Raw genomic sequence first — 12,797 nt, forward strand, 5'->3', positions numbered from 1 at the left:
CTTTATGTTTTCTCTTAGTTTTATTCGATGCTGCATGACGAACGACATCAACTTCCAGTTTGTTTTTAGCCTTCCTGCTTAATCCCAATCGTCACCGGTGTTTCGCCTGCTTTTACCGGTGGGGTGTAGTTAATCATTAATACAGTGCCCGTCGCTGGTGAGGTTAATTCGGCAACGATATTGCCAAAATAGTCTCTGACATCACCGACGATGGTGCCCTCTTCTACGGCACTGCCGATTTCAACACGTGGCGTGAACAAGCCATCGACTGGGCTGGCAACTGATTTAAGTTTGTCGTAGATAACCAGATCTGGATGCGTTGTCGGTTCGCCCGGCAGCATCTCCAGAAAATACAAAGCATTACGCGAAAGCTCTAGAGTTTCTTCAATGTAGTCTTCATCACGTTGACCCAGATGACCGATTTCTGTGGTCAGGCCGGGTTTGCCACGAGTCATGGCGGTATTCGGATAAGAAATTGAATTGGCTGGATCGCGTGGCCGTTCGCCATACAAAACAATATTCTGCATGCCGGTGGCTTTGGCGAATTCAAAGGTCAGATCATCCAGTTCTTTATTGCCGACAAACGGTGAATAGACGTGTGGCCATAATTCCTGATGCCAGCTGCCAGAGTGCATATCAATCAGAAAATCCATACGGCTGATAAATTCACGGGTAAAAAAATCGGCCAGTTGTTCCGTTGCTGTGCCGTTTTTATCGCCCGGAAACACGCGATTTAGGTTTTTGTTATCCAATGGATGCAATGCAACCCGGCGTGCATGAAAACCTGGCAGATTGGCCAGGTGTACCAAAATCAAGGTGCCTTTTAACTGTTTGGCATCTATTTCTTCACGCAAACGTTGCAAGGCCAGGATGGCTGGAAACTCATCACCATGCACACCGGCAGTGAGTAACAATACTGGGCCGGGTTCTGTGCCGTGAATCACTGTGACAGGTACTTTCAGATCATCTTCCTTGGCGATATAGGAATGTGACTGCCCTGCTTCGGTCAGCACATTGGCCAGTTCGAAAGGGGCTTGAGCAAATGCAGCACTGCTTCCTAACAGCCATAGCACCAGCATCAACTGTTTTGCAAAGTAATGAGTTTTCTTGTTGTTATTCATGTTTCAAAGGGCTTCTGAAGTTTGGAAATCGTAAAGGTATTAAGTCACTCGTAAATTTATAGCATGGTTGTCAATAGGCTAATTTGTCCAACACTGCACTCTGCTTGAACAATAACCTTGTGGGCAGTACTTCAAAGCCGACGACTCATTTTGTAAGCAGAGCCATTCTCATGATGCATTTTCCCACTTTAATTAAACCGCCAAGCGCTATACAATGTGAATGTTAATTATTATCATTCAGTATTAGGTTTTAGCAATTCGCAGAGTTTTGATTTTACTGTGGTGCATTCCGTTTTTCAGACAGGTCCGTTTTCATGCCGAATTTTTCCTCTCCAGCCTGGCCATTTGCCAGCCGAATTTTTGCCAGTCTAATCGGTGGGTATTTATTTACCTGGGGTCTGATTGCCATCACGATTGCGGCATTAATGCCGCTGGGCGTGGAATTTCATGATGTTGAAATGGGCATGCTGATGTTGGGTTTGCTGGTCTATCTCAGTTTGTTTTTGTGGGGTATGGCGACCGATAAATTAAGGCAGTTGTGGCTGATTCTATTTGGTGGTGGTGTGGTGATGACCGTGCTGGCCAGTGTCATTCAACATTATTTTTTACAAGGAATTTAATCCATGTTCAGTAATTTTCGACAGGCAATGGCTTGGCTGCATACCTGGTTCGGCCTGACCTTAGGGTTTATTCTGATGGTGGTCTTCTTTTTCGGCAGTTTGTCAGTATTTGACCGGGAAATTGATCGCTGGTCGATTCCAGAGAGCCGTTTTGAACCACAGGTGATGCCGTCATTTGATGAGATGTTATTGCCGATTCTGCGTTCAGTTGAGCCGAGTGAGCTCGACTACAATACTAATATGCCACTGCTGCATGATCTGAGTCAGGGACCGATGACACCCCGCACCGAATTACCAGCGGATGAGTTCTGGGCTTATACCACGCACCGGGATCCAGTCTTAATCATGGGGGCTGGCTTTCTTGTTCCGCAACCAATTGATCCCGCTGGCCATAACCATATTCACGGCAATATCACCATTGATCCAAGAAATGGTAAGGCTTTTCCCGATGATCAATTGAAAATCGGCAGCCGCTTTTTTTATCCAATGCATTACAGCCTGAACTGGAATTGGAATCGCATTGGAATCTACATTGTGGGTATTGCGGCCTTCATCATGATGGCGGCGCTGGTCAGTGGCGTAATCATTCACCGCAAACGTTTTCGCGAGTTTTTCACCTTCCGTCCGGATAAACAGACTCAACGCAGCGTGCTGGATTTGCACAATCTGACCGGCATGGTGGCGTTGCCGTTTCATTTCTTCTTTACCTTTACTGGTTTGGTGATCTTTGCCAGTTTCTTCTATTTTCCAGTGACACATACCCAACTGGAACCGTTACACGATTATCATGAAATCCTTGAAGCCCATGAAACGGGGCTGCCACATGATCGAGCTGGTGTTCCTATTCAAATGGCTTCGGTTGATGCAATGGTGGCTCAGGCCAAACAACGTTGGGCGGAAAAAGATATGCCGGGTGAAGTCGGCTTTTTGAAAATCACTCATGTGGATGATGCCAACAGCTTTGTCAGTATTTACCGTGCTGGCAGTGATCGTGTGGCGTTGGTCGGTGAAGGCATGCATTTCAGTGCCACTACCGGTGAATTAATCCGTGAAGAACCACCCCGTTCTGCCATCTCTGAAATCAATGAGTTTCTGACTGGCCTGCATTTACAGCATTTTGAACATTGGCTGCTGCGTTGGTTGTATGTATTTGGCGGTCTGGTTGGGGCAATCTGCATTGCTACCGGCTTTATCTTCTTTGTCGAAAAACGTAAACGTCAACATACTCAGCAAGGTAGTTCTGGCAGTCAGATTGTTGATGCCCTCGCCGTGACAACTGTAACTGGCATGTTGGTAGCCACTGTCAGTATGTTGGTGGCAAACCGCTTATTACCCGCTGAAATGGTCGGTAAAGGCTATTGGGAACAGGTTGCATTCTGGGGAAGCTGGGTAGTGATGTTATTACACGCTTTCTGGCGCAGCACTGCGGTTCGTCATATGCGTATTTCACCAGCTTGGCGTGAACAAAGCATTCTGTTTGCCGTACTGGCTGTTGCTGCCGTAATCCTCAATTGGGTGACGACTGGCGATCATTTGCTGAAAACAGCATTTCATTATTGGCCGGTTGCCGGAGTCGATTTAAGTCTTCTGGTCAGCAGTGGCATCGCTATTTACGCGGCAAGATACCTGAAACAACGTGAAAATGTGGCCGTGAGCAAAGCCATAGCGTTTTCCGCACAGAAACTGGAGGCTAGCCGTGGTTGAGGTAATTTGTTGGATAGCCGCCATTTTCACCACCATGTTAGGTATGGCAAGTCTTGCATTGAGTCTGCCGAATCACTGGCGTCAGGTTACCGGAATTGAAACCAGTCTGCCTTCGCCATCCCAGCAGAATGCTTTGCGTATCTTCGGTTATTCCACCCTGGTCGTGTCATTCGTGCTTTGTCTGCTTGCTGATCATCCCACTATGGCTGTTTTAGTGTGGGTAATGTTGCTCAGCCTGGCAGGTAAAGGCATTGCCAGCATTCTGACCTGGCGGCAGCATTGGCTAAAACCGTTGCTTTGGCTGTTTAACCGAACTGAACTCAACTCACAGAGATAGCCGGTTTACTCAACCGGCTTGGCTTTTTTCTCCAGCAAATTGGTTTTGCAGTAATGAATCACGATGATGGATAAGCCCAGCAATAGAATTGCTACAGTGATACCCAGAATCCGCCAGGTATCGATGTTTTTCATATCCAGAATCAGGTAACGCGCCAGCGCCACGATAGCGATATACAACGGAAACTTGATCGGCAACTCACCCGACTGGTAATAAACCGCGACCATGGTCAGTACTTCAAGATAGATAAACAGCAGTAATAAATCAGTTAGTAAGACTGTACGAGCATCAATCATAACTTTGATTTCAATCCCCACCGCAACCAATGTGGCGATGGCAACAATGATCAGCCCGAGATCCTGAGCTATTGTCAAACTGTGGTTAACTAAATCTTTAAGCTTCTTTGCCATTGCACTAACCCCGATAGATTTTGCAGAGTGGATAGTATCAGGACGTATTGAAAAGCCAGTTGTCTGCAGTTCCGAAAATTTCGCTTGAAGCTGGACTGAGAGACAAACTGTTCTGTTAAGGCTGAATCCGCCAATTTGATAATAATGGCCAGCCATGCACTTCACTGCCCAGTTCAGTAAGCCATTGGCCTATGACTTGGTTAGAGTTATGCCGAACACTATAGGTCTTCGGGTGGCGTACAAATTCAAGATCATAATCCCGCCGATAAATCTTTGAGTCTTGATTCTGTTGATAAATGGTTTCGAGTTTGTACTGTAGAGCATCAACTGCTGCAGCTTCTGCTTCGAGTGGAACAGCATTTACTACCAAAATTCTCACTTGTTTTTGCACGTTTTCCAGTGTGGCCGGACCAGAAAGCTGTTTACGGCCTAATGCGGCTTTAGTCGGTGTAAAGATGGCTCTTAGTCCGGACCACAAACCAGTTTTACCTTCAGCGTAATACCGCCAGTCACCATAGGAATAACGTGCCAGATTGCCATGTTTATCTTCAATGACCAGGCTCGAGTGTTGGCCATGATCAAGTACAAATACGGCACGTGGTGTTTCAGGGAGTTGCGGTGGGGTAATTCGTCCTGAGCAGCCGCTTAATATCAGTGTAAAAGTCATCACTAATAGCAGGTAAATCGTTTTTATTCTGTTTTTTTTCATCGGCTTAGATTGCACTTCCAATTAAAAATAATCGCTATATTAAAGCCTTTTAATTTGCTGCAACAGGAAGATTCAAACCTCCGTTATGCCAACCTCAATTGCTGCTCTTTGATTTGTTAATCATTGTCGCGTGTCACTCTTTTAATACACTCACTTAAATCAGCTGGAGCATAAAAAATAAAGGCTCGGCCACGTTTACGTTTTTCCAGTAATTCCAAATCAACTAATTTGAGTAAATCCGTTCTGGCTGTTTGAGTGGTAATTTGATGGGATCGTTTATGGCTCTCAACGGTATAAGTATGTCCTGAGTTACGCAGTGCATGACTGATTAACGCTACTTGGCGATGGTTTAACCCTTCCGACAATTTTGGCGCATGCTTCAACAGCTTTTCGGCATTATGCTGCTCTTCCATTTTGCGCGCCAAATACTCATGCAAAGCATTAATAGCATTCTCAATAATGTTCAAATGGTAAAGAATGAAGTAAGTCGCGTCATTATCATCAGTTTCGGTATGCAGATATGCTCGAGCATATTTTGCTGGTGCTTGTTTGATCAATCTAGAAATAGACAGATATTCCATTAACCAATAGCCTGAGCGGGCCATACTCCAATAAAATAATGCTCGAGCTGTTCGCCCGTTGCCATCAACAAATGGATGGTCGTAAGCTAGCATAAAATGTATCAGGATCGCCCTTATTACTGGGTGTACAAAGGGTTGAGCATTTTCATCCTGATTAGCAAAGTCACACAACCTTTGTAATCTTTCCGCTAGAGTCCCAGCATCAGGTGGATTGTGTAATACCGTCGTATGCGTTGCATCCATAATAGAAATCCGTTCATTATCATGACGAAACCGTCCTGCTGCATTGTCATCATCTAATGTTCGATCAGTCACAATACGATGTAATTCGAGAATCCGTTCCGGTGTGAATGGCTCGTTTTTTAATGCACGAACCTCTTCCATCACGTGGTAATTATTGAGGATCATCCACTCACTGCGATCGTGAGGACTTCTACCCGTTCGTAACATTTGCTTGGCATCTTCCCTTGTGGTTGATGCCCCCTCAAGTTGGCTGGATGTAATAGCTTCTTCTATTAACGAGCTAACCAAGTAGCGGTTACGATCTTCCGAAGAGACAGCATGGCCATCCATCGCAATTTCACCGGCCGCTTGCCTATCAATTTCGTGCAGAAGCCGCAGAACAGGATCAGGCATCGAAAACGCTATCGACCGCCCATGTTTATCTATCAAGGGAATTGTTTTCATCATGCCCTTTCGAGCGACTTTAATCCCCAGCCACCACAACTCAGAGGTAAGATTATTTGGCGGTGTTCTATGACGCAATTCATCCCAATGGAGATATCGTTGCCCCTGAATAGGTGAGATACCAAACAATTTCTGAAATTCACCCGCTGGGACTTCTTCCAAAAGTTGCTCCAAGCGTGGGGGAGATAACGGTATTTTCATAATTTCTGAACTCACACAACGAATTGCTAATTTAGTAGAAATTAGTAGTTATTTGTAAGTTACACCCAATTGCTAATTTTTGCAAAATTAGCAATTAATTAGCAGTTGGTTTAAATATGAAAAGCGCATTTAGGGTAATCAAAATAGACTTATAGCACTGAGACAAGCCAAGCGAAAGCTCGAATTCTCCGTTATGTCAACGGCGTTTCACGCAGCCATTAAATTAAAGCTATTTGGTTTTGCTGATCCCGAAACAACGCAGCAAACAGCGTTCGTAGAATGGTTCTGGCAGACCATGTTTCATACGGAACAGAAAGTATTTTTCAAAGGCGACTTTTGCCCACTGAACCCAGCGACCTTTTTTCATCCAGGCCAGGTTACGTGGTGGAATTTGCGGCAAGGCGACAAATGCAGCACCGGTATGTCCCATATCTGCCAGACAGACAGCATTCAAACTGGCTCGCGTTACGATTGGACGATCTTCAATGGCAGCCTGAATATTGGCCACCGCCGCTTTGGCCATGCTTTCAATCATATAGCCGGTTTTAGGAACACCAACTGGTAACGCTGTGGCTTCAACTGGCGGAATTGCCACACAGACTCCAACGCCATAGATATTGGGATAAGCAGGATTACGCTGGAATTCATCAACTTTCAGAAAACCTCTGGGGTTGACCAGCGCTTCGTCAAGATTGGCAATACAATCCACCCCTTTGAACGCAGGGATCAACATGCTGAAATCAAATGCCAGTTGATGCGTTTTGATGGTCTCGGCATTATCGTCCACCTGCTCCACCAGCATTTTGCCTTTGGCGATAGATTTAACCCGAGCATTGGTGATCCACTTGATATCATTTTTGCGAAACTCGGATTCTAACAACCCTTTGGAGTCGCCTACCCCACCTAAGCCCATATGACCGATATAGGGCTCAGGAGTGACAAAAGTCATCGGCACTCTATCCCGCACTTTGGCCTTACGTAATGCCCGATTCATGATCAAGGCAAATTCATAGGCAGGACCAAAACAGGAAGCACCTTGCACGGCCCCAACTACTATCGGCCCCGGATTTTTAAGTAAATCACGCCAGGCATGATAACTGTCTTCGGCATGACCCACGGTGCAGATGGAATGCGTATAAGCCTGTGGACCAAAACCTTCGATTTCATCAAAAGCAAGTTGTGGACCGGTGGCTACAATCAGATAGTCGTAGTTGAGGATGGTGTTATCACCCAATAAAACCTGATTTGTCTCGGGTTTGATTTTGGTAACACCTGAGTCGTAGAAATCGATGTTTTTACTGGATAAAACGCCGGTCAGTTCAAAGCTGATATCGGATCGTTTGCGCCAACCCACTGCTACCCAGGGATTACTGGGCACAAAGTGAAAAATGGGCGTATTGGAAACGACGCTGATATGGTGCGTTTTGTCGAGAGCGGCTCTGCATTCATAAGCAGCGGGTAATCCGCCGGTGCTCGCTCCGATAATGACAATATGCGCCATGATTACTCCTGCTTAATGCAAAGTATCTGAGTCATTTTGAATGTTCAGCGGGTCACTGAATAAACCTGCTACATCCACCGGATCAAATCGATAATGCGTATTGCAGAACTCACAGGCCAATTCGACCAGGCCACGTTCGGCGATAATCTCTTCAGCTTCCTGCCTTCCAAGTAGCTTGATAGTATCAGCCACACGCTGACGCGAACAGGTACAGGCAAATTCCAATACCGTTGTGCTCAATAGCCTCACCATTTCTTCATGAAATAAACGATATAACAACGAGACTGCATCCAGATTCAGCAGTTCTTCATTGGTAACGGTGTCGGCCAGAAAACTGATTCGATTCCAGTTCTCATCATGTTGCTCGGGATCTTGTTCAGGCAATTGCTGCAGCATTAATCCGCCAGCAGTATGTTCATCTGTCGCCAACCAGATGCGGGTTTTTAATTGCTCAGACTGTGCAAAATACATTTCCAGCATTTCCGCGATGGTTTCGCCCTGCACGCTGACAATACCTTGATAAGGTTGTTTGGCTTCGACATTTTCAATAGTGATTGCCAGATTCCCCTCTCCCAGCAATTCTTGCATGGTGGCATCATCGGCGATTTCGCCATTCCAGTTTGCCAGTCCGCGTAAGGTATGGTCACTGGTGCATTCAACCATTAACAATGACACTGGTCCATTGGAACGACATTGCAACACCAGACGGCCAGACATTTTGACGGTTTCGGCCAGTAACGCAGCTGCAGAAAGCATTTGCCCCAATAAAGAGGCTACCGCAGGAGGATATTCGCGTTGAACTTTAACTGTCGTCCAGGTTTGTTTGAGCTGCACCCATTCACCACGAATAGCAGCATTATCGAAAATAAAACGTTGTAAATGATCTGCCTGAATGGCGTCGTCTTGCATGATGGTTCCTCATACTGCATCTAGCGAGTGATGATGGGCAATAGAAAATGCCGTGTGATAAACGGCATTTTAACGTATCTGTCATCAAGTGGGGTTTAAGCGTGTGAAGTTCAAGTCATAAACTTTCAGCTGTTTTTAGCCGCTAAAAACTCCCGTAGAGCTGTTGGCAAATATGCTTGCAGATTTTCACTGATTTGCCGTTCATGTTTCTGCCATAACACGCCGAGATAAATGAGCCCCAAGCCAATAGCCGTCAGTGCAATCGGAAACAACAAACTGTCCTTGAAAATTTCATTGGCAAGATGGCCAAGATAAAATGCCGAGCCAAGTGCGCCAAACACTACAAATACCCGACGGGCAATCAATACACCGACGCCAATCATGAATAAGTTGATGATGAAATAGATGAATTTCGACAGCTCGCTATCTGAGTATTGCGAAGTCATGCCACCCCAAAACGCGATCACCCCAAACAAATACAACCAGAACGCATAATCGCCCGATTTGTATCCCCGCATATCCACCCAGAACGCAAACAGTGTAATCGCCAGGCCAAAATACATTGATACTAACGCCCGCAATTCAAAGTTGGCATAGCCACCAACGATCATGGCTGCAATGTCCATCGACAGATACCACAGCGTCACCGCAATCGGCATCAGCAAAAATGGATAACGGTAGCGATAGAAAATCATTGCCCCAACGATCAGCGTGCCCAATTCCATATACAGCCAATGCCACTGTATATAGCGATGATAATCGCGATAAACAGTATCATCCGGCCACCAGCCCATTGCCTGTTGCAAACCATACAAAGCTAATGGCGTGAGCGCGACAACAAAAGCTGCACAAATCCCGGCGGGAACGGCATAACCTTTTGTCTGAAATCGATTTGCCAGTTTCAGACCCACACCAGCATAGGCCAGACTGATGAAAAATATCCCCCAGCCGCCAAAACTTTCCCAGCCCAGGGTCATAAACAATGTCATCGCCCCAATGGCAATCAAACCGCCCATGTAATAAAGCACATGAGTAAAGTCAAAACTGGGGCCCGTGGTCGGCTGGGACTTAAAGAAATCGAACAGCTTATCCGCCTGATCCTGCGAGATAAGATCTTGCTTTACTGCCAAATCAAGCTGTTTTTTAGTTATGTTCATCGGCGCTATCCTTCGCGATGGTTCAGTGTTGTATATCGAGGGGTTAGATTGTGAGTTGCTGGCAGGGTTTTATCAAGTGGTGTGTGATTTAGATTTAAAGGATCTGTTAAGCTGGTCACCAAAGCGGCCAACTAACCGGCCAATTAAGCAATAAATAAAGCGCTTACCAATACGGTAAGCACATGCTATATTTGAAAAAATTTGAATTACCAACCGGTATAGTAATCGGCCATAATACAGGCAATACAATGGTCAAAGACAACAATGAATCAACAGGCTTATTCGAACCTTTAATGGTCAGCGCCAGCTCACCATATAAAGAGGAACTGAATGATCTTGCAGTTGATTTAGTCGCACAAGCAGCTGCTTTCCAAAGCAGTTTACCCAAGTCGATCGCATCATCGTTGGTAGAACTCATCCGTTCCATGAACTGCTATTACAGCAACTTGATCGAGGGTCATAACACGCATCCCATCGATATCGAACGAGCCTTAAATGATGATTACAGCTCCAATCCAGAAAAACGAGATCTTCAGCTTGAGGCAAAAGCACATATCGCCGTTCAGAAATGGATTGATGAAGACGGTTTAACCGAACCGCCCTTCTCCCCAACAATGACCCAGGAAATTCATCGACGCTTTTGTGAGCAGCTACCACCAGAACTTCTCTTTGTCGAAATGCCAGAAACCAGCGAACGTATTCCTGTTATACCGGGAGCATTCAGAGAAAAGGATGTCAAAGTCGGTCATCATGTGGCTATTTCCCCAGGTGCTATACCTAGGTTTATGGATCGTATGAATGAGGTCTACAGCAACGCTGGACGAATTGAGTCAATCCTCGCGGCTGGATATGCGCATCACCGATTATTATGGATTCACCCTTTTGTTGATGGAAATGGAAGAACCGCACGTCTGATCTCTTATGCCATGCTGCGTAATTCATTAAACACAACAGGATTATGGTCTGTTGCCAGAGGACTCGCTCGCAAGGAAGCAGAGTACAAACGACATCTACAAGCTTGTGATGCGACAAGGCACGGTGACCATGATGGACGGGGAACATTAAGTGAGGCAGCACTGGCCTCTTTTACTAAATTTTTCCTGCAGGTCTGCATCGATCAGATTCAATTCATGATCAATCTGATGAAACCAGAGCGGTTAAAAGATCGCATTGTACTGTGGGCAGAAGAGGAAATACGGGCAGGACGACTTGCACCTAAATCAGATGCTGTTCTACGAGCCATTCTCTATAGAGGAGAACTGGAACGTGGAGAAGTCGCTGAAATATTGGGGGTTAGTGATCGTACGGCAAGACGAGTTACTGCGACTCTTATTGAGTCAGGTGCATTGAAATCTGCAAGTTCACGAGCACCTTTGCGCATAGCTTTTCCCGCTACATTGGCAAGTCGCTGGATGCCTGGTTTATTTCCAGAACAATGACATGAGGAAAAACTAAAAATGAAAAAAGCCCATTACTCTGACTGAAACAGAGTAATGGGCCGGTTTCAGATTAAGCGCGTTGCAATAGCATTGCGTTGAGTTTTTTCACGAAGCTGGCTGGGTCTTCCAGTTGTCCGCCTTCAGCCAGTAAGGCCTGGTCAAACAGGATGGATGTCCAATCACCGAACTGTTCATCGTTCTGTTCGTCTTTCAGTTTGGCGACCATTGGATGTTCCGGATTAAGTTCCAGAATCGGTTTGCTGGCAGATACCTGTTGGCCTGCAGCTTTGAGCATACGTTCCAGATTACCGCTCATATCGTAATTGTCGGCCACCAGACAGGCTGGTGAATCGGTCAGACGATGAGTGATGCGGACATCTTTTACTTTGTCATCCAGCGTTTTCTTGACCCGTTCAATCAGATCTTCGAAGTTTTTCTCAACTTCTTCGTGGGCTTTTTTCTCTGCTTCGTCTTCCAGCTCACCCAGATCCAGATCGCCTTTGGCAACCGATTGCAGATGTTTGCCATCAAAGTCGGTCAGTGAATTGACCAGCCATTCATCGACGCGGTCAGTCAACAGCAGTACTTCAATGCCTTTTTTACGGAACACTTCCAAATGCGGGCTGTTTTTCGCTGCGGCATAGCTTTCGGCAGTGATGTAATAGATTTTGTCCTGCTTGTCTTTCATCCGGCTGACATAGTCTTCCAGTGAGACAGTTTGATCGGCATTACCAGACTCAGTGCTGGCAAAACGCAGCAGTTTGGCTAAGGCTTCTTTGTTAGCAAAGTCTTCGCCCGGACCTTCTTTGATGACCTGACCAAATTCTTTCCAGAACTCGGCATATTGTTCCGGTTCGTTGTTGGCCATTTTGTTCAGTTCAGAAAGGATTTTCTTCACTGAAGCGGCACGAATGGTGTCGATGACTTTGCTGCTTTGTAAAATTTCACGTGATACGTTTAACGGCAAATCGTTGGTATCAATGACACCGCGGATAAAACGCAAATAACGTGGCATCAGCTGTTCGCTGTCTTCCATGATGAATACACGTTTCACATACAGCTTAATGCCATGCATGCGATCGCGATCCCACAGATCAAACGGTGCTTTGGACGGGATATACAGCAATGAAGTGTATTCGGTATTACCTTCGACCTTGTTATGACTCCAGCTCATAGGATCCTGGAAGTCGTGAGCGATTTGCTTGTAGAACTCTTTATATTGTTCTTCGCTGATGTCGTTTTTAGCCAAGGTCCATAATGCGGTGGCTTTATTAACTGTTTCGTCTTCGATGATGCTTTCATCGATTTTGCCTTCTTCGTCAGGCACTGGCTCTTTTTGCATGATGATTGGCATATTGATGTGATCCGAGTATTTACGGATGACATTACGCAGACGCCAGCTATTTAAAAATTCATCTTCA

The 12,797-nt window shown here is 45.7% G+C and carries 12 protein-coding genes; 4 read left to right on the plus strand and 8 right to left on the minus strand.

Translation table 11 applies throughout. The features are described from left to right. Positions 1-65 precede the first annotated feature (65 nt). Positions 66-1,121, minus strand: coding sequence for a succinylglutamate desuccinylase/aspartoacylase family protein (locus Q7V21_RS06310; RefSeq protein WP_304916467.1), 1,056 nt, complete (start codon positions 1,119-1,121; stop codon positions 66-68). Positions 1,122-1,435: 314 nt separating this feature from the next. Here Q7V21_RS06310 and Q7V21_RS06315 point away from each other — a divergent pair, with 314 nt between their 5' ends. Genes Q7V21_RS06315 through Q7V21_RS06325 form a run of 3 tightly spaced genes read left to right on the plus strand, consistent with a single transcriptional unit; the run spans position 1,436 to position 3,782 of the window. Beyond that, positions 1,436-1,741: an iron uptake protein gene (locus tag Q7V21_RS06315; RefSeq protein ID WP_304916468.1), complete on the plus strand. Its 306-nt coding sequence runs from the start codon at positions 1,436-1,438 to the stop codon at positions 1,739-1,741. 3 nt (positions 1,742-1,744) lie between these two features. Further along, a complete protein-coding gene (locus Q7V21_RS06320; protein ID WP_304916469.1) occupies positions 1,745-3,445 on the plus strand; it encodes a PepSY domain-containing protein in 1,701 nt (566 codons plus the stop codon). Continuing rightward, a complete protein-coding gene (locus tag Q7V21_RS06325) occupies positions 3,438-3,782 on the plus strand; it encodes a DUF3325 domain-containing protein (RefSeq protein ID WP_304916470.1) in 345 nt (114 codons plus the stop codon). The genes Q7V21_RS06320 and Q7V21_RS06325 overlap by 8 nt, the downstream gene beginning before the upstream one ends. A 5-nt stretch (positions 3,783-3,787) precedes the next feature. Here the strand turns inward: Q7V21_RS06325 and Q7V21_RS06330 are convergent, their stop codons facing one another. From Q7V21_RS06330 to Q7V21_RS06355, 6 genes are all read right to left on the minus strand, one after another. Next, positions 3,788-4,192 (minus strand): phosphate-starvation-inducible PsiE family protein, encoded by a 405-nt coding sequence (locus Q7V21_RS06330; protein WP_304916471.1) that lies wholly within the window; start codon positions 4,190-4,192, stop codon positions 3,788-3,790. Positions 4,193-4,307: 115 nt separating this feature from the next. After that, positions 4,308-4,901, minus strand: coding sequence for a hypothetical protein (locus Q7V21_RS06335; RefSeq protein WP_304916472.1), 594 nt, complete (start codon positions 4,899-4,901; stop codon positions 4,308-4,310). A gap of 116 nt (positions 4,902-5,017) precedes the next feature. Beyond that, a complete protein-coding gene (locus Q7V21_RS06340) occupies positions 5,018-6,385 on the minus strand; it encodes a Fic family protein (RefSeq protein WP_304916473.1) in 1,368 nt (455 codons plus the stop codon). A gap of 214 nt (positions 6,386-6,599) precedes the next feature. Then, positions 6,600-7,871: an NAD(P)/FAD-dependent oxidoreductase gene (locus Q7V21_RS06345; RefSeq protein WP_304916474.1), complete on the minus strand. Its 1,272-nt coding sequence runs from the start codon at positions 7,869-7,871 to the stop codon at positions 6,600-6,602. Positions 7,872-7,883: 12 nt separating this feature from the next. Next, positions 7,884-8,780 carry an Hsp33 family molecular chaperone HslO gene (gene hslO / locus Q7V21_RS06350; RefSeq protein ID WP_304916475.1) on the minus strand — a complete coding sequence of 299 codons (897 nt, stop codon included), beginning with the start codon at positions 8,778-8,780 and terminating at the stop codon, positions 7,884-7,886. Between the two features lie 125 nt (positions 8,781-8,905). Beyond that, complete coding sequence (locus tag Q7V21_RS06355) at positions 8,906-9,937, minus strand: DUF2157 domain-containing protein (RefSeq protein WP_304916476.1); 1,032 nt, start codon at positions 9,935-9,937, stop codon at positions 8,906-8,908. A gap of 182 nt (positions 9,938-10,119) precedes the next feature. Between Q7V21_RS06355 and Q7V21_RS06360 the strand changes: the two genes are divergently transcribed. After that, positions 10,120-11,376, plus strand: a complete 1,257-nt coding sequence (locus Q7V21_RS06360; RefSeq protein WP_304916477.1) for a Fic family protein — start codon at positions 10,120-10,122, stop codon at positions 11,374-11,376. A 70-nt stretch (positions 11,377-11,446) separates the two neighbouring features. Here Q7V21_RS06360 and htpG read toward each other — a convergent pair. Continuing rightward, on the minus strand, positions 11,447-12,797 hold a 1,351-nt coding region (htpG, locus tag Q7V21_RS06365; RefSeq protein ID WP_304916478.1), incomplete at its 5' end, for a molecular chaperone HtpG.

It is taken from the genome of Methylophaga sp., assembly GCF_030651745.1.

Excerpts from the sequence above, each read along its gene's own strand:
- Q7V21_RS06310 (WP_304916467.1), bottom strand. The coding sequence starts at position 1,121 with ATGAATAACAACAAGAAAACTCATTACTTTGCAAAACAGTTGATGCTG.
- Q7V21_RS06315 (WP_304916468.1), top strand. The coding sequence starts at position 1,436 with ATGCCGAATTTTTCCTCTCCAGCCTGGCCATTTGCCAGCCGAATTTTT.
- Q7V21_RS06320 (WP_304916469.1), top strand. The coding sequence starts at position 1,745 with ATGTTCAGTAATTTTCGACAGGCAATGGCTTGGCTGCATACCTGGTTC.
- Q7V21_RS06330 (WP_304916471.1), bottom strand. The coding sequence starts at position 4,192 with ATGGCAAAGAAGCTTAAAGATTTAGTTAACCACAGTTTGACAATAGCT.
- Q7V21_RS06335 (WP_304916472.1), bottom strand. The coding sequence starts at position 4,901 with ATGAAAAAAAACAGAATAAAAACGATTTACCTGCTATTAGTGATGACT.
- Q7V21_RS06345 (WP_304916474.1), bottom strand. The coding sequence starts at position 7,871 with ATGGCGCATATTGTCATTATCGGAGCGAGCACCGGCGGATTACCCGCT.
- hslO (WP_304916475.1), bottom strand. The coding sequence starts at position 8,780 with ATGCAAGACGACGCCATTCAGGCAGATCATTTACAACGTTTTATTTTC.
- Q7V21_RS06355 (WP_304916476.1), bottom strand. The coding sequence starts at position 9,937 with ATGAACATAACTAAAAAACAGCTTGATTTGGCAGTAAAGCAAGATCTT.
- Q7V21_RS06360 (WP_304916477.1), top strand. The coding sequence starts at position 10,120 with ATGCTATATTTGAAAAAATTTGAATTACCAACCGGTATAGTAATCGGC.